The sequence below is a fragment of the Nostoc commune NIES-4072 genome, assembly GCF_003113895.1.
GTDB classification, from domain to species: domain Bacteria; phylum Cyanobacteriota; class Cyanobacteriia; order Cyanobacteriales; family Nostocaceae; genus Nostoc; species Nostoc commune.
On record NZ_BDUD01000001.1, the window covers coordinates 3,566,960 to 3,590,362 of the forward strand.

The following is a 23,403-nucleotide window of genomic DNA, read 5'->3' on the forward strand; positions in this document are numbered from 1 at the left end:
GATCACCGAAGCTTGAAATTTCAGACATCCTGCAAAATTTTTCAACTACCCCAAGCATTGTCATGACTAACAGCCCAGTATGTTACCTTACTTGCTAGCCAGTTCAAACTTTGCGATGCGCTGTCCACCATATCGTCGTTACTGCCATTAGGGAAAGTGCTGAACTCGGCTACAAAGTCACCCACCCATGAAGAGATACTAGGATCTGGGAGAAAAACATTACCAGCTTCGACAAAAGGCGCGATCGCAACCGCCCGAACCAACTTCCCGCCTTCTGGCTCAATGGCGATGATTCCAGGAATCTCGCGCTCTAGCATTGAGATGACAGCTGGCCCGTTGGCTTTATCTTCAATCAGCTTGGCTGTAGAATTTGGGTACTTGGCGGACATAGCGCGAATGGCTGCAATGGTGGCGTTGATATCCATGCGATCGCGCACCTGATCAAGTAAGTAAAATTGTCCGCCACGCTTGCCCCAAACTTGCCCCACAACGTAATCGGACTTTTTAGTTTCCTTGAAGGTACAATCCCATGACTGGATAATTAGCTCAAAATCATCCGGTGCGACTTTGTAATACTTCCACCATGAACGCTTGAAGTGGCCACCATCAGCAGGTGCAGGGCGTTGCTGATGTTGACCTGCATAGCCATAAGAACCGAGCGCTTTTTTCTCTTCAAGCAATACCTCTTTTGAGAAGCGCTCTGGAAACATTAACTCCTCTGGCTCCGTTCTAGGGTCAACCCAACCCAAAGCCGTTGGTGACTGCGCCTTCTCAAATTCTTGAGGGATGCATAGATGTTGCCAACTGCCTTGATTAAGAACATGTCCTGACAAATCCTTCTCGTGCAAGCGCTGCATGATGCCAATTCGCACAGATGACTTTAAATCGTTGACACGGTTGCGAATCGCACTGTCCCAGCGATCAATAACTCCCTGCCTGATCAGCTCAGAGTTTACCTCTTGCGCGTCGTGGGGGTCATCCCAGAGAAGGCAGTTGTGGACGAGAATCTTATTTGCAAAGAAGTTGCTGTTTCCTTCAACCTGGAGATCATAGACGTAGTTCGAGATATCGCAATCGAACTCAATTCTGGAAACGGTGACTTGATTGCCTGGTGATGAGCCTTGTGGCACTTGTTGCAGAGCGTTATTAAGTTTTCTGCCCGATTGTCTGCTGGCTCCCGATTGATGTGATGAATTGCTAAAATTGATCGCGTTTGCCCATTCCTCGTTTTCACCGTAGCATTTGGTCTGTTGCAGCCCGTGCAGCGATCGCCATCCCTCTCCAGAATTACAGGGCGCATCAAATCGAACCACAGAGCATAACTCTTTTTCTAGTAACAGTCTGATTGGAAAGTTGTTTTGCTCTAAAATGCGGTTGCTAATAACCATAGTTCAAGTCACTGCAATTACTGAATAAGCTTTTAAAAATGACTTTTCATCACTAAGCTGCTGGTTACATCTGATTTAATACGACTTTTGTCGAATCGAACCATAATTACCGCTTCCTGCAAACTTATGAAAGCATTTCAATCCTTTAAGTCAGGTTTTGTTTTCTCCAATTCATCGAAAGCGGCGGTAAACTCCATTCCTTTGCGGGTGGAAAAAGATAGCTGCCCCGCAAGCTTGAGACATTGGGCATAGGGAAGAATTACCAATGCCCTATGCCCGATTCCCCATGCTCAAAAATTTCATCCCCTTGTGCGTGACTTTTTTATACTCATAACCTATGTACTGTCGGTACAGTCCCTATTTGGTTCTCTTGCTACTGCAACTTTTTTTACGCGAGTATCGGATTTTTTTTACAAAACTTTATTGATATCCCTTCAATAATTCGGGGTAGGCAATGATTCTAGAGAGCCGGTCAACTAATATATCTTGACAAAAGATATATGATGTAAATAAGAGCAACACGCCTATTTCCGGCTAAATTTTTAGGTCTAGTGTTTAGCGATCGCTCCCCCCAAAAGGGGAGTGGCAGGCAAGTTATCTATGGGGTCAATAGTTTCATTTCTGTCACCCGATGTAGACTGTTAACTTCTCACACAGAGCGTTGTGGCTTGTTCCCGATGTTGGTCGATATAAAAATCTTGTGATCTGCGTTTGAGGTAAGCTTGATAGGTTAGATTCGTCTCTAAAATAGTCTTTTTCAACTTAGGATTATCCATAACTGCTTCCCTAACAAGAGTAACGCCGTGTATATTTGCTTGCTCAAGCTAATAGCCTTATCTTAGGCATCCACCATTGTTGAAAACATCTGAATAACGTCTCGTATTTTGGTTCAACTAATTACATAAGTAAGTCGGCGGGAAAATTTATAAGTATGTAACGAAAGCTTAACCAGAGTTATTGGAGTTAAATTTAACACGTTTCGTACTATGGTTTCTTTTTTCCCCTCTGGCTTGGACACCATCAATTACGGCATAGGCAAGTTCTAGCTCGTCATTAAACATTTTTCCTGCTAGTTCATCTTTTTTAAGGTGTTGCCATTCCAATTCAATTGGGTTCATTTCGGAGCAATATTTCGGTAAAAAGAAGATGTGCAAACCCATCTGTTCCCACTTTGACCATAACTGTTGCACCTGCTGACATCGATGTATTAGCCATGTGCATTTAACCTGATTATCTCTGCTCGGTCTTTGACTTTCTGTGGTACATCCGCATTTCTTAGGTTTAATAGAGTTTTATCTTGATTGTGAGTTAAAAACACCCTTATACGAGCGCCCATATCTTAGTCACCTCGGTAGATGCATTCTCCGTATTTACTTATCTTCACATACTTTGGTTTTTTCGCGCCGACTGATGATTTTGCTCGTTCATATAATATAATGAGGGATCTTGCTGATATGTGTAGGAATCGCAGTGGTCAACAGCAGCGCTGTGATCAGTATCAGGTGAGAGTGCCTTATCCGAAGCAAGCAGGGCATTTTCATATCCTTCATACCCAACCCCGTAAGAGGTAGGAACATAGGCAGGGGCAGGAGGGTCAGTTCCATATCCGGCATATCCAACCCCAGAAGAGGTGGGAGTGTCAGTAGCGGCATTCGGTTCAGTTCCATATCCGGCGTATCCAACCCCAGAAGAGTCAAAGACACTAAATGAAGATGAAGGACGGTAGACTTGTCTAACTCGATGTTCATAATCAAAATCAACAGTCATACCATCCGTAAACTCAGGTAGCGCTTCTACCTGGGCTTTAGTCAGGTTGACTGCATAGACCCGGTGGGTATCATAGTCTACCTGGGAACATCCAATTGGCAGCAGAACTTTTTTGCCAAAAATCCAGATGCCTGTGTTTATAACCAGATAACGAATGTAGCCATCATCATCAACCAAAAGGTCGTCAGCAGAGCCAATTAAATCGTCTTTGGAGTAAAGGTCAAATCCCTGAAGATGCTCCTGAGAATCCTGTTGATGATAATTGGCATCAAAATCTTCGATTTTATGAACAGACATAATGTCTTTTGGACTCCGTTTTTTATGGTTTCAATTCATAGACTGAGGTGGAACCAAACCGATGTTCATATTTAAGGGATCTTTATCCCAAATCCACTCCAGACCAATGATCGCAGCAAACTAGCAGCTTATTGCCTCTCTCAAGGATGAGATTTTGATTCTAGATGCGCCCGATTGGGTCGAGTGGATGGCGTGAATCATCTGCTAATTGCCCTATTTGACTGACAGTTTCTATGTGTTTAGATACAACTTTATTTAATTTTTAGAGATGAATCACAGATTAATGAGATATTAAGTTGAAAAACGATTCTTCAGATATAAACTTATGGCAACCGAGCAAGAGCTTCAATCTCTTTTTAATAAATTAGATACCGATCTTGACGGCAAAATCTCCATTAATGATCTTTTTTTAAGTCCTGGCTTAAGTACAATCATTTCATCAGAAACAAACATCAGTACTCCCCAGGAATTGCTAGTAAATTATGATTCAGACTCTGACGGTAGTATTACCTTTGAAGAGTTAAAGTCAGCCGTTAAGAAAGCAGATAATTTAACCTAGCAGTCAAAAAACCCAATACCAAATATCAATACCCAAAATCCCTCAAAGCGTGGGCGCTTTGAGGGATTTGCAATTTTCATGGTCATTAGTGACTCGCTAGCCCCGATGGATGACCTTGGAGGTGAAAGGCTGGCTTTTTGCGATTGAAAGTTTGCTCAACTGCTTTTCGATGCCCCACAGTGGCTTGAGTCTCAAGCCTTTAAATACTGATTAGACAGCCAGGGGCCAGGGCGTAAAATTTCATAACGATCTACTCTGCCAAATCCCTTACGGGTTTTGCCTTGATGTCATTTGATTCCTCTTGTGGGGGTGCTTTTTTGTTTTCACTCTTCTTGTGGATGTCCCCTGATGGCGGTTTGGACGAATTAGAACTGTCTAAATCTCTACTGACTTTTAAACGCTCTATTTCTTGCTGTAATTCACGTATTACCTTGCTCTGACCCCAAGGGTTACTTAGCTAATTTAGAGAGTCGTCTTCTCTAGTAAGTTTTGCCACGCTAGGATTCACTTACTTACTCTAATTGCGAATAAATTGATAAGTATAAAATATTACCTTGATAACGTAAAAAGGCAACAAGAGAAGCAAGCAGGATTTAAAGCTTTTACTAACAATGAAAGTTTTGTAACTAGCAATTTACAGCATATTATCAAGCTAGTCAATATGCATTAGATACAGATTCCGTGTTTTCTCTTGACTTTAAGTGCCGATAAAACAGTTAATCTACTAGAACACCGATTCAGTAATCAGGATGAAGTAGCAGACTGCTCAGTAGTGTGAGTAAAAATTTTGGCTATTTGTGAAGGAACTTTTACTATTAGAGTTGTTGAGAAAGAAGAAAAATAAAACGCGATCAACCCTATCCCGCATTTCTCACAAGCTTGAGGGAAGGAGCAGAGGAGCAGAGGGGCAGAGGGGAAAGAACTTATACAATAACTCTCCCTGCTCCCCTGCTCCCCTGCACAAGCACAGGCTTTGAGCATAGGTGAGAAATCCGGGCTATGAGGAATGCTAAATATCAAACAGGCATTCCAGTAAGAGCGGCTTTGTCCAGTCATAATAAAATCAAAACTTTCTAATAGAAAAAATTAAATTATTTAAATCATAGAAATCCTTATGCGATCGCAATCCGCTTGCTCAGAAATTGCTGGAGAATATTGATCTGCGGTTGTCGTATGTGGGGCGATTGGGACCGAGGGGAAAACGGGAGTGTGTATAAGTTTGTTGCACCACTAAGGTTGGCAGCTTGCTTTTCGAGACTTAACGGGAAAAGTCAGATGACTCAATAGGCACTATGTGGTGAAGTTATTAAGCAGGATTTTTTTATGAACTTTTATAAAAAATTGGTTGGCTGTGCATAAAACTTGTGCGCCCAACGTAAAGTAAGAAAGTAAGCAGGTACTAGCTTGATGAGAGAGAATTGCCGTTAGAGAATTATTCTTCAAACAGCAAGACTTTCAGGGTTTAAAACTTGATCGCACACAATCGCGGAAAATTATATTATGTCCAGACTAATTGTTTCTTCCCCCTCATTCATAGGCACTTCGGGTTCGGATCTAGTGGTAGGACAAGAGGATAATGCAATCCCAGCAATTGGAATTGAGGTTCTAAAAAACGGAGTCATCGATACTCAAGCAGGTAACGATACTATCAAGGGTAGTGGCACCGGCCGCGACGACAATGGCAGTGCTGGCACAGGCACAGGCATTGCTAACAGTGGCATCATCAATGCAGGGACGCAAGACGATACTATCTCTGGCATAGGCACTGGTGGCTATCAGTATAGAACTTATGTACCTGGTATAGGTATCTCTAACACTCAGGGTGGTTACATTAATGGAGAAGACGGAAAAGATTTGATCTTCGGGATCGGAAACAGAAGCGAAGATCAAGGCTTAGGAATAGGCTCTGCTAAAGGCATCAATAATACTCAGGATAGCCGCATTGATGGAGGATTTGGGGATGACTCTATCGAGGGAACTGGAAATGGAGAATTTGGAGGTGATGCTACAGGTATCTTCAACAGTGATAGCAGCGACATTAATGGAGGAGAAGGGAATGATTCCATCCAGGGAACTGGAATTGGTGGAACTACTAGTACTGGAGGAGAAGGTACAGGTATCTTCAACAGTGGTGGTAGTGTAATTAGTGGGGATAAAGGAAACGATTCTATTGTTGGTATCGGCAAGGGCAGTGATGCAGATTTAGAACCTTTTAGATCATACAATGCGGGTAGGGGTATAGGCATTTCCAACAGCAAGGGTAGCACGATCGCTGTTGGGCAGGGAAACGACTATCTCTCTGGCACAGGCACAGGCGGTGCAAGGTACTACGCTGATAACCCTTTTGGGAACGGGCCAGAGGAGCTTGCATCTGGTGTAGGTATAGGCATTGTTAACAGTGGCACAATCAATTTAGGCGATGGCAATGATACCCTCATTGGTACTGGCATTAGTCAAGGCACAGGTATTGTTAATACTAATGGCATTATTGATCAAGGGGCAGGAGATGATATCCTTACTGGCTATGGCACCAGCATTGGCATTCAAGGTGGCACCATTGATGGCGGAAACGGTAACGATTACTTCAAAGCTCGTCGAATTGATGATAGCGGTAATTCCGTTTCAGACCAAGGGGGCGCTATTGCCGATGTCGTGATTAAGGGTGGATATGGAGCCGACACATTTGATCTTGGTTACGGTAATGCCACGATCGATGGTGGTTCGGGATCGGACAAGCTAATTTTGCCTGATTTCAAAAGTGATTACACTATTCTAGGCAACTCGAACAATTACACTATTAAGCGCGATCAGTTCACGTTGAATGTATTGAATGTTGAGGAAATTGCCTTTTTTGGCGTTCCTCAACAGAGCTAGTGTGCTTGTTGGATTACTCTTTGGGGATTTCCAACAAACACACTAGCTCTTGAGTTCCTCCTTATTGATGTTTGAAAAGTTTTATTGTAGGTATCAATAAGTTCTGAACCTCCTAAATTCCTCGATAAATTGGAGGACTTAGATTCCGGTTCTTCCCCAATTTATTAGGGAGTGGGCGCGGTCACAGGGGGGATCAATAAGTCTTAGGTACAGCCAAATACTTTTCAAACATCATCTAAGACCGCTTTGTAGCGGAGCTTTATTTAACGAAGCTTTACATCCAGTTCTGCTTTCGTGCCAATGTGAGTCGAAGATTTGTCTGTAGGTTGCGCTTTTGCGGTTGGGTTCCCGGATGTTCGGTTCTAGGGGTAGGTTTATAGGGAAGCTGTCTACATGGGCAATAGCGATGATGCAATTTGGGTTGGCTTGAAAGTAGTTATCTATTTTGATGTTCCAAGTCTTGGGCATACTTTATTTTAGTTAAATTCGTCTTGGGCTTGTTGATTCGGGGATGGGGAAATTAGGCGATGCCCAATCTCATTGCTGAGTGTCTGTTGTGGACGACTGGTAAATTTGACGCAATTGTGAAACAGTACTAACCCAAGTTGCTAGTTACTCTTATGGGCGATCGCTTTGGGACAGTAAAGCAATAAAATGCCCTCCAAGAAGAGAAAATTAGGAGGGCTAAATGCTAAACGAAATAATTTCCATATATGCTATCATAGACGACCTGTTAAAGGCGATTGGGCATAATGAAGATTGTCGTCGAGAGATGAATGACGCAGAAATTATTACAACGGCAATAACATCGGCGATGTTCTTTAATGGTAATCATAGTAAGGCTTGTACCTATATGAAAGAACATAAGTTGATATCTAATATGTTAGAAAAGTCACGATTTAACCGGAGATTACACAGTGTCTCAATGTTAATCAACGACTTGTTTCATCAAGTGGGAATGGCACTGAAGGAAATTAGTGATTCCACTGAATATCTTTTAGACTCGTTCCCAGTGCCCATCTGCGATAACATCCGTATCTTTAATGTAAAAATAATACAGTCGGCGCAGTATAGAGGTTACATCGCATCGAAAAAACGATATTTTTACGGGGTTCGAGTTCAGTTATTAACAACCAAAAATGGTATTCCTGTCGAATTTGTGTTTATGCCTGGTAGTGCCAACGATGTACGTGCTTTAAATGCCTTACCCTTGAATCTACCACCTGGTAGTGAAATTTATGGTGATTCAGCTTACACCGACTACACGATTGAGGATGACTTGGAACAAACAAGTCACATTTCTTTAAAAGTCATGAGGAAAAAGAACTCCAAGCGTCAAGACCAGCCTTGGAATCAATATATTAAACAACATACTCGGCATTATATCGAAACTGTGTTTAGTAGTATCACTTGTGTTTTTCCAAAATCAATACATGCAGTCACTTATCAAGGGTTTTTACTTAAGCTACAAGCATTCATTTTTTCTTTTACTCTTCAACAAGCTTTTATTGAATAAGTAATTTATACAACTAATAGGCATTTAAGTAGCTGAATGCTGGCAACAATGGCATCGGCACGTTGGCGCTAGGCACCAACTTTGTTGTACGCGATCGCATGAATTGAGTGATAACAAGTGCATATCAGTCGATAACCAGCAACTTGGGTTATTATGCATCCCAAAGTAGTTGAGGATTTCGCAATAACAGATCAAGAAATCAGTGACTGCAAGGAGGTTGTCGGCTGGTTCAACGCGATGTTCCATGAGTTTGTGACGCAACTGACTAAGAATGCAGAAGCCTTCGATCTCAACGAAGAGTCATAACAATGCGTTGCACTTGAGCCGCAATCAGTGCGGGTTCTGAAAATTAACGTCGTTAGCCGCGACCCAATGAATGGGGACATTATGCCGAGCAGTACGCTTGGCTGTCTGTTTCTAGCCGAGATTGTTCTACCAGAAATGCTTGGCTTCGTTGCTGATTTCCGAGAAGTTATCAGCGATCACAAAGACTAATAATTATTAAGCGATCGCCTAAAAATTACGACTCACAGGAATAGCGATCGCCTAACTCCTCAAATCGCCAATATAAGCCCCAATTTGTTTAAGTCCCTGCAAAACTTGGATACGTTCTGATGTATTTTCAAGTAACCGATAAGTATGGGATCTAGTATATTGAGGGACATTTTGGTGGCGATCGCATTTCAAAAACAATACTTCTCTTCCGTTTGTAACCATTGCATAATAACTTGACTGTAAGTTGGGAGCGCTCAACAAATAAGTAAGTGCTTGGGGAATTCCCGCCGTAACGTCTAGTCTTGCAGGCTTTGACTCGATTCCCAAAATCCAAAAACTATCTTGAATCACCAAAATATCAATCCTGCCTTGAACTGCAATAGCATTAGCTTCGTCTGCAACTTCGATATTGGTACTTACTTCTGCTTTTACCAAAAAAGGAAACTGATAGAAACCTGCTAAATCTAGCAATGGTGATATAACTACAAGCTTAACAATTTCTTCGAGAGGTGGTTCTTCTTGACTGAGATAGGTATAGTTTCGAGTGAGGCGATCTAGTCCTTGTAGTTCCGCTTCGGTTAGAGTCGGCGCATTATTTAACCATTCATCAAAAAAGCGATCGCTAGAGTCGAGTCTCAAGCCAAAAGTTTGACGGAGAGCGCCAAGGGTAAGGCTACTAGCATTTGTAATCACGGTTAAATTCTTGTAGTAATTACATGAAGTTTAAAAGTCTAGATATTTGATCTAGCCTCCAATACCTAATATACGATATATTAAGAGCAAAAGAGAGATAGCCTAAAAATCACGACTCACAGTAATAGAGATCGCCTTTAAAAGATAGATAATTGAGGCGATCGCAAGGCAAAATAATTACCAAATAACTGTTATCAACTTTGCAGCAGAAATATTTTGATCGCAAGTTAATAAAGCTACTTGGTTTCCTTGACTCTCTACAACTAAAGCTGTTGATACAATTTGGCGATCGTGCATTTCATTGATAGAGGTTAGTTCTACACTTTTTTCAATGACATCACAATCTAGTGGATGTATAAAAACTCGTCTATCATTCTTAACAACCTTTAACAAGGCATCAACAGAAGGAATCGAAGTTTTACCATGACTAACGATCCATGCCGACTCCGCCAAGGCGATCGCGGGTAAAATTAATTCACTGGTTGCATCGGAAAGAATAGCTTTTACAATAGGGCTTAAACGAGAATTACCTTCTAAAAACCAGATTAGAGCATGGGTATCAAGTATATATTTCAAGTTGATAGATTCATATCTAACTCAGAGCCTCGTCAGCATCGCCATGAAACTCAGCATCTTTGAAATCAGACTCAGTAGATTGCTGAGAACCTGAAAACATACCAAAAGACATTAGCTGACTATTTGAACTGACTGATTTAGAAGTTAAAAAAGTTACAAAAACTTGGCTTTCAGTAATGTCTTGCGGGACTTCAGCTAATTCGATTTTGCCGTTTCTGTATATTCCTTGAATTGTTTGTAACATAATGGGTTGCGTTGAGGAACTTGAGCGATCGCTAATAAATCACGGCACCATAACATTTTAGCTAAAATTTGACTGACTTAATACTTCAGCGCGATGGCTTCGCCGATTCGCAAAGCGACCATCGCATAGCTGGAAATAATACCCGCCTTTGATTTGATGAAAATTGAACTAGCGATCGCAGGCAAAATTAATTAACCCTTTGATATTCGCCTCAACACCGCAACCATTTAAAATTTAATTATTTGATATTTTCAAATGCAATAGAAATTAATTTAGATAGCATTTTTTATTAGTAACCGATTTTTCACCGATATTTAACCGATATTTCAACTTCTAAAATGTAACATCTTGGAACGAAAGCATTTTGGTAAGTTTATTTAAAATTTTAAGGAAATTTTTATGCCCCATTTTTCAATAAATATTTCCAATATTGTTATTACCAATAAAGAGTATCGCAAGCTTAGAGCTTATGCAGAATATCGTCAAATATCAATTCATGAAGCAATACGGTTATTAATTGATTCTCTTCCAGAATGCTCTCCAAATAATAAATTAAGTAGAAGCCATTCGTTTATGTTTCCTAGAAGGTTTTTACACATTTCTTTCGATAATAGGTAACTTAATAAATCATTTTTTCTTCAAGTTACCTAGCTGTGAATTTTTGTACCACATACCACAGTGAATTTTGATTATGAATACTCTTCCTTCTTTAAATTTAGTTAAATCTCTAGAAAATTCTGTTACAGAAACGCCAAATTCTCAACCCATTTATGCTCTAATTTCAGTTCATGGCGACCCGACAGCTGAAATTGGTAAAGAAGGGGCAGGTGGTCAAAATGTCTACGTGCGAGAATTGGGGTTAGCATTAGCAAAACGCGGCTGTCAGGTTGATATGTTTACCCGACGCGAGTACCCCGACCAAGAAGAAATTGTGGAATTAGCACCAGGGTGTCGCACTATTCGTTTAAATGCTGGGCCAGCAGAATTCATTACTAGAAATGATTTATTTGAATATGTACCAGAATTTGTAGAAGCCTGGCTGAATTTTCAACAACGAACAGGGCGTAGCTATGCCTTGATTCACACTAACTATTGGCTTTCTGCTTGGGTAGGATTAGAACTTAAATCTCGATTGGGACTACCCCAAGTTCATACCTATCACTCTATAGGAGCAGTTAAATACCGTAATGTGGAGAATCCGCCGCAGATTGCTGTAATTCGTCATTGTGTGGAGAAGGCTATTTTAGAACAAGCAGATTATGTAATATCCACTAGCCCCCAAGAAGCGGAAGATTTACGTCAGTTAATTTCGCAGTATGGACGTATTAAAGTTATTCCCTGCGGAATTAATACTGAACATTTTGGTTCTGTAAGTAAAGAAATTGCTCGCCAACAGTTGGGAATTGATGCAGATTCTCAGATAATCTTGTATGTAGGACGTTTTGATCCCCGTAAGGGAGTTGAAACCCTAGTCAGAGCTTGCGCCAATTTACCTTCAGGATTTCAACTCTATCTAGTTGGTGGTAGCCGTGAAGATGGAGCAGACTTCAAAGAACAACAACGTATTGAAACTTTGGTGAACGACCTGGGATTGGAAGCCGTTACAGTTTTCACGGGACGAATTTCTCAAGCGCTGTTACCTGCTTACTATGCCGCAGGGGATATCTGCGTTGTACCGAGTTACTACGAGCCTTTTGGTTTAGTGGCGATTGAAGCAATGGCAGCCGGAATACCTGTAATTGCGAGTAATGTGGGAGGATTGCAGCATACGGTGGTGCATGGTGAAACTGGATTTTTAGTTCCTCCTTGTGATTCTAAGGCATTGGCGATCGCTATTTACAGTTTATTACAAAATCCAACTCTCAAAGAAAGCTATGGCAATGCTGCACAAAATTGGGTTCAGTCTCGTTTTAGCACTCAGGGAGTTGCCGCCCAAGTTCACGAACTCTATCAATCTTTAACACTTGATACATTTGTTCAAGAAATTATTCAAACTAAAAAGTTAACTCCAGATTTGGAAAGACAAATCCAAAGTTTGTTGAAGTCAAAAGTTTTGAAATCCAATGAAATTAAAGCTCTAGAAAAATTAATTGACTCTTTTTCTAATGACATTGTGCAGTGGGCAACCAATTAAACCAATTCGCAATGGGCTAACGCCCCGCTCCGCTAACGCAATTCGCAATTACGTTTTGTGACGGGGATTTAGACCCCGACACAAAACGTGCTGCCTATCTTGCTGGGGACTTAAACCCCCAAAGTTCGTTAAATGATATCGTTGCCGATTAAAGACTTATTATTAATACCGCAGTTCTTGCTGGGAGCAAGGGGAAAGAGGTTTATCAATACTGTACTATTTTAGTGGAAGCAAATATGAAACTGCTTTTGGTGATTGAATTAGATAATACCTTGGTTGGTAACAATCGAGCTATTGCCGCTTTAAACCAAAGGCTAGAAGCTATACGCAATCAGATTTACTTAGTCTATGTTACTGGCCGCTCTTATGCTTCTAGTCGTCGGGTGATAGCAAAAGCACGGCTTTTGAAACCCGATTATTTAATCGCTAGTGTAGGCACTGAAATTTATCAACAGGGTGTGCTTCTAGAAAAAGATTGGGCAAATCAAATCTCAAAAGATTGGGATTGGGATGCAACTTGGACAATTGCTAGCTACTTTTCTGCACTGATATCCCAACCCGATAGTTATTTGAGTAATTTATACTACTGTCGTCGTCGAAGCATATTAGTTAAAAGACTTAGTAACAATAATGTAAAAATAACTGTAACAAAAGATATCCAGTTAAATTCAATACTAAATCCTTTTGTGTTATTTATCCACCGGAAAATCCAGAAAGAATTATTACCGATAATAAATGAAGGAACTTCTAAGATTTTCAATACTGGTATTAGTAAAAAGCTAGAAATCAGCACCAATGCCAAAGACATAAAAGCGAGGTTTAACAAAGCTTTTACACCTGAGAGAGGTTTAGTTTTATCAGTTCTAGCAAAAGGAAGCTCTCGGCGAGTCACACTAGGAGGTGCGTAAATTGCTATACCTTCTTCCCTATCTTCGACTCTAATTGACTGCGGACAGCGTAGCAATTGTACTGCTATCCAGATATCGCCAATTGCACCGCCTGTATTGAATGCAATTACCCAAATTAACCAACTTGCTTGAGGGAAAATTGCTAGCAGTAATAAACATACAATATCAAGGACTACCAATGGTGCTAACCCAATCATAATAAAAGCATTACGACGAAAAAAGTCACCTGGTGAAGTGGCGTAAGCAAGAGGTAAGAAATATTTAACTTTCAATCCATAACGCGGTGAACCACCAAAGGCAGCAAACGCAATTCCATGCACCAATTCATGAACAATGGTAGTTATACAAATAATAGTAAGCAAAACTAAAAAAGCAATAATTCCTCGCCAAGCTCCATCTCCAGAACTTTCTACACTAAAAATTACTGTTTGTTCGTGAATGATGGCATAATACCAACTTGCACCTGCTGCTGCCAATATTAACAATAATGAACCTAAAGTAGTCCAAATTAGTGATATTTCTGGAGTTACACGAAATACATAGATTGGCTCATTTCGAGTTGCTATATTCATAATTACTGCTAATTATCAACACTTATTTTTTAGATTAATAATATTTAGTGTTTTTCCATCACTCTATAGATTGATCTATTTAAACGCTTCTTGTAGTTGTTCATCTGTCAGAGATTTAATTAAACTTAACGGTAGTGGCTGCTGACTAATTGTATTAATGTAATCTGTACTCAAATAGGGAAGGTAAATTGATTGTTCAGCAATGTATGTTTCAAAAAAGGGAACACTCAAAGCTTTAACATAATGACGTGCCAAAGCAGGACTTGAACCGATTACTTGTGAAGGAACAGGCACAGTTGCATTTGGTGATTCTGCAATCGTAGAAAAATGTGTCCCGCCATTGATAATTACTAAATATTTATTTGGAGTTGTTAACCAAGTAAAAGGCTGAATTTGCTCTGCTAAAGCCGGAGCAACTGTATCAGCACTGCCAGATACAATCATCACTGGAATTTTGATTTGGCTGAGACTAGCCTGACCAAAAATACTACTATCAACTGGATTAATTGCAATCGCCGCTTTTATCCTTTGATCGGATAAATTGTATTGAATCTTTGGTAACTTGAGCGCTAAACATTGAAGCAAAAGCGAAACATTTAAAGTATCTTTTAAGGCTGGACAGTCAGCTTTCACTTGCTGAAAATTAATCTTTGCACCTGCCAATGCTAAGGCTGTATATCCACCAAAAGATTGCCCTACTACACCAATTTCTTCTAAATTTAAACGTCCCTTAAATGTTGAATCAGACTGTGACAATCTAGTGAGTTCATCTAATAAAAATTTTATATCTAAAGGTCTATCAATTAGTTCTCTAGGATTGGTAATTGTATCTGCTGTACCCGCTAATAATGCTTGTATTTGTTTTGAATTACTACCAGGATGTTCTGGAACAGCAACCACAAAACCATAAGATGCGAGATGTTCAGCTAGATATGCAAAACTCGTTCTATCAGAACCAAGTCCGTGGGAAATGACAATTATCGGACGAGGAGTTTGAGTAGTTGGGAGGTAAATATCAGCAGGAAATCTTCTCTGACGTGAGAGGTCATTAAGTGTAATTGTTTGCTTTGAGAAACCAAAACTTCCGGTTTTTCCCAAGTCCATTAATGAAACAGTTTTAAGTGTAGAAGCTGTAGTTACTTTTTGTTGGGATTGTTGGTTAATAAGTGCAACTGCATTTTGAGTTTGATTTACTAAATTCTGTAGTGACTCTGCTATTGCCAAACTCTGGTCTAAGTTAATGGAAATTGCGCTTGCTGGAAACTGACGTAATACATTTAAAAGCGTAAAATTTTTTTGATCTGCGGCTGACAAAATTAGTGCAGCGCGAATTGCATAGAACCCTGACAAGTGAGATTCTGTTTGAATAACTTTCCCCAATTTTTCTAATAATCGTTCACCAATGGGTGTATAAAGAAATTGCGAAACTTCTACTTGATTTAAAGGAATAGGAGTTAGTAAAACTTTCCGCAGTTGAGTTAGTTGTTTTTTGTCTACATAATGACTATATCCAGCTAAATCATTGTCTACTTTGCCTGTTGTAGCATAGGTTTCGAGGGAACTAATGGGGATAGACCTTTCTAAAAGACCATAATTAAATTTTAGTCGTTCTGCACCGAAAGCGGGATAAGCAGTTAGTGTAGGTAGTAACCCGATACTAAAAATTCTCAAAGCCAATTTTAGCCAAACAGTTTTTTGATTTATCAAATGAGTCATGATATATCATTTAAAATAGTACATTATGCAACAGTAAAATTAGCGGATAATAAAAGTTGATAGAGATTAACATCCCTTTCAACTAAGCAAGCATGACCGCTATGAGGTAAAGCTATGATCTGATGATTAGGGAAAATATTACTTAAATATTGTGCTTCTGCTTCTGAAGGTAAAAGTCGGTCATTTCTACTACCAATTAGTAAGACAGGTTGAGTAATTTGAGATAATTTATTCTCGTCAATATCAAAGTCTCTCATCAGGGATAATCGCTGATTAGCAGTTTCTTGTGGTGCGGAACTAGTCGATTTTGAAAGAGCAAGGCTTGCAGTAGGTGGAATTCGACTTAAATTAGCTAGAAATGGTAAAGATAAAAACGAGGATATTTTATAAAAAAGCTGAGGTGTATAAGGAAATAAAAGTGAACCTAAATTTAACCAAGGTACTCGATGAAATGAAGAAGCAGAATTAATTAAAATAATCTTTGTAAATAGCTGAGGAAACTTTTCTAGGACTTTGAGTGCCAAGCAACCACCGAATGATTCTCCACAAAGATAAACGTACCTACGCGGTGTTTTTTCTAGTTCTATCTTAGTTAAATTTATCACTTTTTCTGTCATTTCATCCCAACTTGTTAGATCGTCAGGTGGAATAACAAAACAACGCACATCAAAAGCAGCTTCTAAACCTGCTGTTTGAATATATATCAATTCCTTCCCAGTCTCATCCATCCCCGGTAGAAACACAAAGAGTGGATAATTTGGGTTAGATGATTGCGTAGTTATAAAATAAGGATGACTTTGAGTTTTAGGTGCCATAACTAAACTAATATATATTGATAATGAAAGCTCTAACGTTGGCAAGTCATCAAATAATCTTAATTCCGACTAAACTAATTCAGAAGCAGTCCTGCTTATTTTTCCACTTTCTTGTGTTTTAATATCATCACTATTTGCTGTTAAAGACTCCTGTATTAAACGTAAATCAAGCAGACTGGCGACCCAACCAGCCGTCAATCCTTGGAAAAAAACTGTCATCATTATTGTCAAAAATACTAAGACTTTAATTGAATCACCGCCATTAATACCCTGTTTTGTAAGTGAAACCGCAAATAAAGAAGCTAAAGAAGCAGCTACAATTCCACGAGGAGCAACCCAAGATAAAAATAACTGCTGTTGCCAGTTAAAATCTTGATTCCAAGTAGATATTAAAATATTAATAGGACGCACTATTAGCATCAGTACTAAAACTGTCAGAACACTACCCCAACCTAAAGCAAAAACACTGGCAATTGATAAGTCTGCTGCTAACAGAATGAACAAAACTGAATTGGCTAAAATACTCAACTGTTCATTAAATCGACGCAATAAAGGTTCTGAAGGTAGGTTACTAGCTTTTAAAACTATCCCCATAACTACAGCAACCACCAAACCAGACTCACCACGTAAAACTTGTGCCAAACTAAATAAACCCCAGACACTAGCTAAAACGACTAGATTTTTTAACTCTTGGGATAAGAATTTATCCTGTTTGATAATTTGGGATAGCAACCAGCCTCCAGTTGTACCAATAGCTATGCCTATACCCAAACGCAAAACTAGACCCTTAATTAAAATGAGTGGCTCCACATTTCCACTTAAGACAAAGTGAAGCACAATCACAGCCAAAATTGCACCAATTGGATCGATAAAAACACCCTCTCCTTCTAAAAGTGTTGAGACTTTTTTTTCTACACCAATTTGTTTGAGGAGTGGATTAATTACTGTTGGGCCTGTCACAACTACTAAGGAGGCATAAAGAAAAGCAATTGACCAGGGAAATTCACTCAGCCAGTGTGCAGCTATTCCAGCACCAGTTAAGGTAATTAGCACTCCCAAAGTGACAAGATTGCGAAGACTACTAGAAACCTCTTTTAACTCTCCTAACTGTAGATTTAAACCACCCTCGAATAAAATCAGCGCCACTGAGAGGGAAACTACAACTTCTAAACCAACACCCAGTAAAGATGGATTTAAAAAATCAAAACCATCTCGCCCCAGAAGAATCCCAAATAGAAGTAGCAAGACTATACTAGGAATGTGAAAATAACCAGCTAAAACTTGAGCAGCAATACCAGCTACAACTGTTGCACTGATCAGAATAGTAATGGGTAAGGATTCTTCCATAGAAAATTTAAGTTGTGTTGTACAACCTCCTATAACTGAATAGTTCTAAATTATGAGGTTTATATTTCAGGAAAAAAATGATAGCTATTTACGCTGTACTGTACTAGCATTTTAACAGGTTGATACTGGCGCGACAGGCGGGAGCATAGTTTACTTCACCAAAGGAGTATACTAACGCACTGCTAGCGATCGCCACTAACTTAATACGCTTGGGTTAAGGGCTACTGGCAACAATTTTGGGTTTTCGAGACGCGATAAATCGCCGTCTCTACAAATATTTTGTTGCCCATTCTGAACTGTATTGGCTACTAACTCACTTATCTAAATCGACAAGATTGGTCTATAGTCGGAGTCTCCTCAAATTGCACCATTATTAGAACAGCTGGCACATCGCCTACTGTTCCAGATAAGTGACCTTTATGACCTTGCGCGTCTGCTTTCGTACCCTGATCTTCTCCAAAGGAAATTTCGCCAACACCCATCTCGACTCGCTGTCCGTCCATAGTCTCCACAAACCAGCGTCCCGATAAAGGTATGATCCACTGGGGTTTCGGGTTCTCATGCCAGTTACCAACCCATCCCACAGGTAGCACAGTAAAAGTGATTGTAGCACCGGACTGCTTCAAATTAGAAAGCCACTGCGGTGAGGTATCCGGGGCTATGCCTTTTTCCATAAAGTCTTCAATTTGACAACGGGATTGGTGACTTATACCGTCGTTGTCAGTCCAGACGTGCCAGTATTCAATTGTTGGTTTGGGTGATGTATTCTGCATAATAATGGCTCTTTTTTATCCGAAATGTATTGAAAGGCGAACTAGAAATTAGGAATTACGAAATTCTAATCGTATAATTGCGTCCTTCCCATTTGCTGCTTTCAATCCAGAAAAAGGTAAAGTTGATTGGCTGTTGCTGATTATCATCAATAGCAATATCTACAAAATTAACCCCTAATTTTGTAGAAGTTGCAGGTGTATCTTTTACAGTTTGCCAATTATCATCTGACCAGTGCAATTGAAAAGACGCTAAAGCATGAATTCGCAATGTATAACCTTTTTTAACTTTGTCTATTTGACGGTTAAACTTCCAAATTTCCAACGATTTACACTGCTTTCTTTCGCCTAGATATCGATTCGCCACCTGTGGAATCAAATCAAATACCTGACCATCATGATTTGACCGTAGCAGTTTGATATACTCCGAATGTGCCCACATTAAAGGCATTGCCGAACCTGTTGGTTTTCCTAAATACAGATGGTTTTCAGATATATCTGCTTCATCCCAAACCTGTTCAGGTAGTAAACAAGTATCTGATGCAAATCCTTCCATCGCCTTAATATATGTTTTGACATCGCCGCCCATAGCTAATTCATAATGTCCCCGTTCTCCTGTTAAGAGAGGCCAAGCGCGTCCCTTACCAAAACCAGTATAAGGACTGCCGTCTTCTTGCTGGCCGTAGCCATCGTGGTTGTAACGATGCCAACAAGGCCCAGCAGATGTATCTACTTTTAAAACTGCATCAATTACTTTGACAGAATCAACAATAATTGGATCGTCAGCTTTGCGAATTCCATAGCGTACTAATTGCAAAAACCCGCCATCAACAATTTCCTTCGCGGGAAATTCTGACGGTTCGCCAGGTGGTTTATTTCTGATAACAAGAGTTCCTTGGTTAGGATTTTCGTTGGGTTGAGGATTATTAATATCTGTAGGAGTAATCCGAATGTAATGGCGTTTGATGCCAGAAACTAAAGTTCCTTCAGTAGTAACCGTCCAATCTTCGATGTGAGATTCTAAAAAATCAGCGTATTCTTCGATAAACGTTGCTGTTACTTCATCGTCACGTTCACGAACAAATTGAGCAGCACAAATTAAGGCGGCAATATTAGATGCTAATGTTGATGGTGAATAACCACTATTTTCTTCCCAGCGTTCTTGTTGGGTAGCTGGCCCATGACGAATTAAATAACCAGCCGCCCGTAAAATCATCGGATAAATATCGAAGTTTAAACAAGTTTTTTGCTGATGTAATAGCCATGCTAAAAGAATGGGAAATGCCACTTCATCAAGCTGGATACCTGTCCAATAAGGTTTACCATCAACCCAGAAATTTTGGGGAAAACCGCCATCTTCCTGCTGACTAGTGGCGAGATAAATTAGCGATCGCACTGCTGTATCTGTTTCGCCAGCAGCTACTAAACCTGCTACACTGCTAACCATATCCCGCGTCCAGACAAGGTGATAGCCTCCTTGGTCTTGGTCGTCTTTGGCTTCACCCCAAGGGATAGCCAGAGATGCAATTAATGCGCCAGGATAGGTTTTATCTTCATGTGCCAACAACAGACTAATGCTGTTGTGATACAACTTCCCATCATCATAAGAGACATTTTCTAATGAGTGGATGTCGTCGCGCGATCGCTTCCACTGTTCGTTATATTGCTGCTTCTGCTGTTCAAAAGGAATATTCAGCGACTGAAATAGTGTAGAAATTGCATTATGCAGATTTGTCCCAAATGCCAACCCTAAAGTAAACTCTTTAGTGCTGTCTAAATTTAGTTCTCCAGTTAATGCTATGTTGCCATCTACAGCACTATCAAACTCCCAATCCATCTGAAAATTATCAGCTAAATCTGTCCAACCATCACTTTCACCAACGTAGCCACAAGAAAGACGGGTAAAGGGAATTGTTGCACCCATCGCTAACCATCTTCCTCCTTTCTCGGCTGTGAGAATTCGATGTCCAGCAACTTGTACAGCGTAACCATTATTACCTCTACCTCCAACTTTCAGATGTGGCGCACACAAAGCGTATAGCTGGAGTTGGGAAATAAAATCGCTATCTCCTGTTAATTTTGTGCGTTGTAAAATACAGGATAAATGCGGGTCAGCAATTACTTCTTTGATGACAGCATAACGCTCTTGTGGATCGGAATTAGTGATGCGATATCCTAAACCATGAGTCCACATCGGTTCAACTTTTGATTCGAGATGTCGTTTCTCTTCGTGAAAAAAGCTTTTTCCATCAGAAATTAAATACTGCAAATCCCGAACTTGTGGTTTGTCTACTGTGGGATGGTAGATTTCAGTCACAACACCATTCCAGATAGTAAACCAAATGTTACTAGAGGTAGAGTAAGCTGTGCCGACTCCATCTTTATTTGCATGAGTCCACCGAGGATCGATACCTGGTGAGCCAAAAGCCTGTCCTTGACTAAGAATTTTTACCATAGTTTGTTGGGCAAATCAGCGCTGTTGTTGATTTTTATTAAAATTTTATTGAGAAGTTTGAGAATATTTGCGAGATGCAGTTAAGGATTTAGCTTCAATAAAAATTTGTTTGATCTCAGGATGCTTTTGGCGAATGTTTGCTTCTAAACTTTCTACAGTTAAAGCTATTTCTTCACCTGTAAGATTGTGAGAAAATTGAAGTTCTAAGTTGAGCAATACTTCTTTAGGAGCAAGTTGCATTGTTAGCACCCGGATAACTTCTTTCACTCCTGGTTCTGTTTTTGACAAAGAACGGATATTAGCTATAGTTTGAGGATCTGCACTCTCACCAACTAATAAACCTTTACTTTCTCTCGCTAGTACCACTGCTACTATAGCTAAGATAATGCCAATAATAATTGAGGCGATCCCGTCAAAATAAACATTATTAAATAAATGTCCTAAGAAAATTCCGATTAAGGCAACGATTAAACCTAAAATTGCGGCAGTATCCTCAAATAATATTGTAATTACTGTAGGATCTTTACTATTTTTGATAGCTTGCCAAAAATTTTGTTTACCTTTGGTTGGCAAAAACTCTTTCAAAGCTACAGTCCAAGAATAACCCTCTAATAATATTGCCACACCTAACACAATATAATTCCACATTGGGTCTTCTAAAGGACTAGGATTAATTAAATGAGTAATTCCCTCATAAATTGACATCCCGCCACCAATGGCAAAGATGAGGATGGCAACAATAAAAGTCCAGAAGTAAAGTTCTTGTCCATAACCAAAAGGATGACTATCATCTGCTGGTTTTTGGCTTCTGCTAATTCCCAGCAAAAGTAATAGTTGGTCGCTAGTATCTACAATTGAATGAATACCCTCAGATATCATTGCGGAACTGCCAGTAATGGAAGCGGCGATAAATTTAGTAATAGCGATCGCTAAATTCGACCCCATCGCCGCAAAGATTGTTTTTTTAGATGAATCAATTGCCATGATTGTAAATATTAGCTTCTAAATAGGTAAATTTCTTACAGATTTATTTCTCCTCTTTCTCATAGCATAATGCATCATGTTATGGTGGTGTTCGCTATGTTCTTGTTCGCTGCCGCTATTCATCATTTTCAGCATATTCGGCCCGCCAGTTTTGAAGAACCGCGCAACGAGTAAAGCTGCTAAAGCCAAAAACAAAATATTCAATACTGTAGTGTAGTTAAATTGGATAGATACCTCAACTACTTTGGCGCTGTGTTCTTGTGGTATTAACCCCAAAACTTGGAACAGAAATTCAATGATTAATGCCGCACTTACCATCGCTGCGTAAAAAGCGATCGCTAGAAATATACTAATTTTCAAACCGTAATATTTGCGGTAAATATTTAAAATTGGCAGTATAATCAGGTCGGCAAAAATAAATGCAACTACGCCTCCAAAACTAATACCTCCATTCCACAGCACAGCCGCTAGAGGAACATTCCCCACAGAACAAACAAAGGAAAATATCGCTACAATTGGCCCGACAATTGGCCCCCATAACTTCGACCATATAGGGTGATCTGTGAGAAAGAATGCTTGCCAAAAGTCGTTGGATACCCAAGCAGCCAAAGCCCCTGCAATTACTAGTCCCAGGGCAATATCTAACCACACCGAAACCCAGTCCATGACAAAGTAGTGGCTAATGGATGTAAACCCTTTATCAGAAAAAATCCTTTGCCAAATAGAACCTTCTGTGACTGACATATCCATATTGGCGTGTCCTTCCATTTTACCGGAAAGTCCCCGGTTGGCTTGTTTTTTAGCTGCTTTCACCATCTGAGGTTTGAGGAATACTTTAAACAGAAATACCAGTATGGCAATCATCAATAGCCCGCCAATAAACTCAGCCAGGGTAAATTGCCACCCCATTAATACTGCCAAGATAATGCCTAGTTCAATGACTAAATTAGTTGAGGCAAATTGAAATGCGATCGCGGCTGTAAAGTTACCCCCTTTGCGAAAGATTGAGCGGGCAAGGGCGACAGAAGCGTAAGAACACGACGATGAAGCTGCACCTAAACCACAGGCTACTGCGATCGATTTTGGTGACGCATCTGGTAGTAGTCGGCTCATTTCCCCTTTGGAAATTACCGCTTGAACAATACCTGATAGCGTAAAACCAAGAATGAGCGCCCAAAGAATTTCCCAGAACATAGAAAATGTCATACTAAGTGCTAGGAAAATTCCATTTATGGGGTCGCTAAAAGGGTTTATAGTGTTCATTTTTATCAATTATCAGAATAGTTTTATCCC

19 protein-coding genes and 4 pseudogenes are annotated in these 23,403 nt (G+C 39.9%); 6 read left to right on the top strand and 17 right to left on the bottom strand.

What is annotated here, in order from left to right:
• Positions 1 to 41: 41 nt before the first annotated feature.
• From terL to CDC33_RS15895, 4 genes are all read right to left on the bottom strand, one after another.
• Positions 42 to 1,388 (bottom strand): phage terminase large subunit, encoded by a 1,347-nt coding sequence (gene terL / locus CDC33_RS15885; protein ID WP_109009276.1) that lies wholly within the window; start codon positions 1,386 to 1,388, stop codon positions 42 to 44.
• Positions 1,389 to 2,029: 641 nt separating this feature from the next.
• Complete coding sequence (locus tag CDC33_RS41270) at positions 2,030 to 2,164, bottom strand: hypothetical protein (protein ID WP_280524415.1); 135 nt, start codon at positions 2,162 to 2,164, stop codon at positions 2,030 to 2,032.
• 168 nt (positions 2,165 to 2,332) lie between these two features.
• Entirely contained in the window at positions 2,333 to 2,674 is a 342-nt protein-coding gene (locus tag CDC33_RS15890) for a transposase (RefSeq protein WP_109009277.1), read from the bottom strand.
• Between the two features lie 94 nt (positions 2,675 to 2,768).
• Complete coding sequence (locus CDC33_RS15895; protein ID WP_109009278.1) at positions 2,769 to 3,452, bottom strand: PRC-barrel domain-containing protein; 684 nt, start codon at positions 3,450 to 3,452, stop codon at positions 2,769 to 2,771.
• A gap of 325 nt (positions 3,453 to 3,777) precedes the next feature.
• Between CDC33_RS15895 and CDC33_RS15900 the strand changes: the two genes are divergently transcribed.
• Positions 3,778 to 4,011 (top strand): EF-hand domain-containing protein, encoded by a 234-nt coding sequence (locus tag CDC33_RS15900; RefSeq protein WP_100902068.1) that lies wholly within the window; start codon positions 3,778 to 3,780, stop codon positions 4,009 to 4,011.
• 227 nt (positions 4,012 to 4,238) lie between these two features.
• Here the strand turns inward: CDC33_RS15900 and CDC33_RS15905 are convergent.
• A pseudogene (locus CDC33_RS15905) lies at positions 4,239 to 4,444 on the bottom strand (IS66 family transposase); the annotation flags it as partial.
• Between the two features lie 1,067 nt (positions 4,445 to 5,511).
• Here CDC33_RS15905 and CDC33_RS15910 point away from each other — a divergent pair.
• Positions 5,512 to 6,885 (top strand): calcium-binding protein, encoded by a 1,374-nt coding sequence (locus CDC33_RS15910; protein ID WP_109009279.1) that lies wholly within the window; start codon positions 5,512 to 5,514, stop codon positions 6,883 to 6,885.
• A gap of 303 nt (positions 6,886 to 7,188) precedes the next feature.
• Here CDC33_RS15910 and CDC33_RS40490 read toward each other — a convergent pair.
• Positions 7,189 to 7,353 (bottom strand): annotated as a pseudogene (locus tag CDC33_RS40490) (AIPR family protein); the annotation flags it as partial.
• A 220-nt stretch (positions 7,354 to 7,573) separates the two neighbouring features.
• Here CDC33_RS40490 and CDC33_RS15920 point away from each other — a divergent pair.
• Together CDC33_RS15920 and CDC33_RS38800 are read left to right on the top strand one after the other, a co-directional pair.
• Positions 7,574 to 8,401 (top strand): IS982 family transposase, encoded by an 828-nt coding sequence (locus CDC33_RS15920; RefSeq protein WP_109006873.1) that lies wholly within the window; start codon positions 7,574 to 7,576, stop codon positions 8,399 to 8,401.
• A 153-nt stretch (positions 8,402 to 8,554) separates the two neighbouring features.
• A complete protein-coding gene (locus CDC33_RS38800; protein WP_181374029.1) occupies positions 8,555 to 8,707 on the top strand; it encodes a hypothetical protein in 153 nt (50 codons plus the stop codon).
• A gap of 240 nt (positions 8,708 to 8,947) precedes the next feature.
• On the opposite strand, the gene CDC33_RS15925 is transcribed toward CDC33_RS38800, so the two are convergent.
• From CDC33_RS15925 to CDC33_RS15935, 3 genes are all read right to left on the bottom strand, one after another.
• Complete coding sequence (locus CDC33_RS15925) at positions 8,948 to 9,589, bottom strand: restriction endonuclease subunit R (RefSeq protein WP_109009280.1); 642 nt, start codon at positions 9,587 to 9,589, stop codon at positions 8,948 to 8,950.
• Positions 9,590 to 9,766: 177 nt separating this feature from the next.
• Positions 9,767 to 10,165, bottom strand: a complete 399-nt coding sequence (locus tag CDC33_RS15930; RefSeq protein WP_109009281.1) for a type II toxin-antitoxin system VapC family toxin — start codon at positions 10,163 to 10,165, stop codon at positions 9,767 to 9,769.
• Positions 10,166 to 10,181: 16 nt separating this feature from the next.
• Positions 10,182 to 10,409 carry a hypothetical protein gene (locus tag CDC33_RS15935; protein ID WP_109009282.1) on the bottom strand — a complete coding sequence of 76 codons (228 nt, stop codon included), beginning with the start codon at positions 10,407 to 10,409 and terminating at the stop codon, positions 10,182 to 10,184.
• A 691-nt stretch (positions 10,410 to 11,100) separates the two neighbouring features.
• On the opposite strand from CDC33_RS15935, the gene CDC33_RS15940 reads away from it, so the two are divergent.
• Together CDC33_RS15940 and CDC33_RS15945 are read left to right on the top strand one after the other, a co-directional pair.
• The gene (locus CDC33_RS15940) at positions 11,101 to 12,543 is read left to right on the top strand and encodes a glycosyltransferase (RefSeq protein ID WP_109009283.1); all 1,443 of its coding nucleotides are present in this window, start codon (positions 11,101 to 11,103) and stop codon (positions 12,541 to 12,543) included.
• A gap of 236 nt (positions 12,544 to 12,779) precedes the next feature.
• Positions 12,780 to 13,106 (top strand): annotated as a pseudogene (locus CDC33_RS15945) (HAD family hydrolase); the annotation flags it as partial.
• 20 nt (positions 13,107 to 13,126) lie between these two features.
• Here CDC33_RS15945 and CDC33_RS15950 read toward each other — a convergent pair.
• The 8 genes and pseudogenes from CDC33_RS15950 to CDC33_RS15985 all read right to left on the bottom strand — a co-directional run bounded on the left by CDC33_RS15950 (position 13,127) and on the right by CDC33_RS15985 (position 23,373).
• The gene (locus tag CDC33_RS15950; RefSeq protein ID WP_109009284.1) at positions 13,127 to 14,023 is read right to left on the bottom strand and encodes a DUF3267 domain-containing protein; all 897 of its coding nucleotides are present in this window, start codon (positions 14,021 to 14,023) and stop codon (positions 13,127 to 13,129) included.
• A gap of 75 nt (positions 14,024 to 14,098) precedes the next feature.
• Positions 14,099 to 15,739 (bottom strand): alpha/beta hydrolase, encoded by a 1,641-nt coding sequence (locus CDC33_RS15955; RefSeq protein WP_109009285.1) that lies wholly within the window; start codon positions 15,737 to 15,739, stop codon positions 14,099 to 14,101.
• A gap of 23 nt (positions 15,740 to 15,762) precedes the next feature.
• Positions 15,763 to 16,554, bottom strand: a complete 792-nt coding sequence (locus CDC33_RS15960; protein WP_109009286.1) for an alpha/beta hydrolase — start codon at positions 16,552 to 16,554, stop codon at positions 15,763 to 15,765.
• A gap of 162 nt (positions 16,555 to 16,716) precedes the next feature.
• Positions 16,717 to 17,901, bottom strand: a pseudogene (locus CDC33_RS15965) (cation:proton antiporter); the annotation flags it as partial.
• Positions 17,902 to 18,218: 317 nt separating this feature from the next.
• Positions 18,219 to 18,674 carry a cupin domain-containing protein gene (locus tag CDC33_RS15970; RefSeq protein ID WP_109009288.1) on the bottom strand — a complete coding sequence of 152 codons (456 nt, stop codon included), beginning with the start codon at positions 18,672 to 18,674 and terminating at the stop codon, positions 18,219 to 18,221.
• A gap of 55 nt (positions 18,675 to 18,729) precedes the next feature.
• Complete coding sequence (locus CDC33_RS15975) at positions 18,730 to 21,126, bottom strand: glycoside hydrolase family 15 protein (protein WP_109009289.1); 2,397 nt, start codon at positions 21,124 to 21,126, stop codon at positions 18,730 to 18,732.
• Positions 21,127 to 21,171: 45 nt separating this feature from the next.
• Positions 21,172 to 22,110 (bottom strand): cation diffusion facilitator family transporter, encoded by a 939-nt coding sequence (locus CDC33_RS15980; RefSeq protein ID WP_109009290.1) that lies wholly within the window; start codon positions 22,108 to 22,110, stop codon positions 21,172 to 21,174.
• A gap of 18 nt (positions 22,111 to 22,128) precedes the next feature.
• Complete coding sequence (locus CDC33_RS15985; RefSeq protein ID WP_109009291.1) at positions 22,129 to 23,373, bottom strand: permease; 1,245 nt, start codon at positions 23,371 to 23,373, stop codon at positions 22,129 to 22,131.
• Positions 23,374 to 23,403 lie beyond the last annotated feature (30 nt).

Coding starts and splice junctions, on each gene's coding strand:
- terL (WP_109009276.1), bottom strand. CDS start 1,388: ATGGTTATTAGCAACCGCATTTTAGAGCAAAACAACTTTCCAATCAGA.
- CDC33_RS41270 (WP_280524415.1), bottom strand. CDS start 2,164: ATGGATAATCCTAAGTTGAAAAAGACTATTTTAGAGACGAATCTAACC.
- CDC33_RS15895 (WP_109009278.1), bottom strand. CDS start 3,452: ATGTCTGTTCATAAAATCGAAGATTTTGATGCCAATTATCATCAACAG.
- CDC33_RS15900 (WP_100902068.1), top strand. CDS start 3,778: ATGGCAACCGAGCAAGAGCTTCAATCTCTTTTTAATAAATTAGATACC.
- CDC33_RS15910 (WP_109009279.1), top strand. CDS start 5,512: ATGTCCAGACTAATTGTTTCTTCCCCCTCATTCATAGGCACTTCGGGT.
- CDC33_RS15920 (WP_109006873.1), top strand. CDS start 7,574: ATGCTAAACGAAATAATTTCCATATATGCTATCATAGACGACCTGTTA.
- CDC33_RS38800 (WP_181374029.1), top strand. CDS start 8,555: ATGCATCCCAAAGTAGTTGAGGATTTCGCAATAACAGATCAAGAAATC.
- CDC33_RS15935 (WP_109009282.1), bottom strand. CDS start 10,409: ATGTTACAAACAATTCAAGGAATATACAGAAACGGCAAAATCGAATTA.
- CDC33_RS15940 (WP_109009283.1), top strand. CDS start 11,101: ATGAATACTCTTCCTTCTTTAAATTTAGTTAAATCTCTAGAAAATTCT.
- CDC33_RS15950 (WP_109009284.1), bottom strand. CDS start 14,023: ATGAATATAGCAACTCGAAATGAGCCAATCTATGTATTTCGTGTAACT.
- CDC33_RS15955 (WP_109009285.1), bottom strand. CDS start 15,739: ATGACTCATTTGATAAATCAAAAAACTGTTTGGCTAAAATTGGCTTTG.
- CDC33_RS15960 (WP_109009286.1), bottom strand. CDS start 16,554: ATGGCACCTAAAACTCAAAGTCATCCTTATTTTATAACTACGCAATCA.
- CDC33_RS15970 (WP_109009288.1), bottom strand. CDS start 18,674: ATGCAGAATACATCACCCAAACCAACAATTGAATACTGGCACGTCTGG.
- CDC33_RS15975 (WP_109009289.1), bottom strand. CDS start 21,126: ATGGTAAAAATTCTTAGTCAAGGACAGGCTTTTGGCTCACCAGGTATC.
- CDC33_RS15980 (WP_109009290.1), bottom strand. CDS start 22,110: ATGGCAATTGATTCATCTAAAAAAACAATCTTTGCGGCGATGGGGTCG.
- CDC33_RS15985 (WP_109009291.1), bottom strand. CDS start 23,373: ATGAACACTATAAACCCTTTTAGCGACCCCATAAATGGAATTTTCCTA.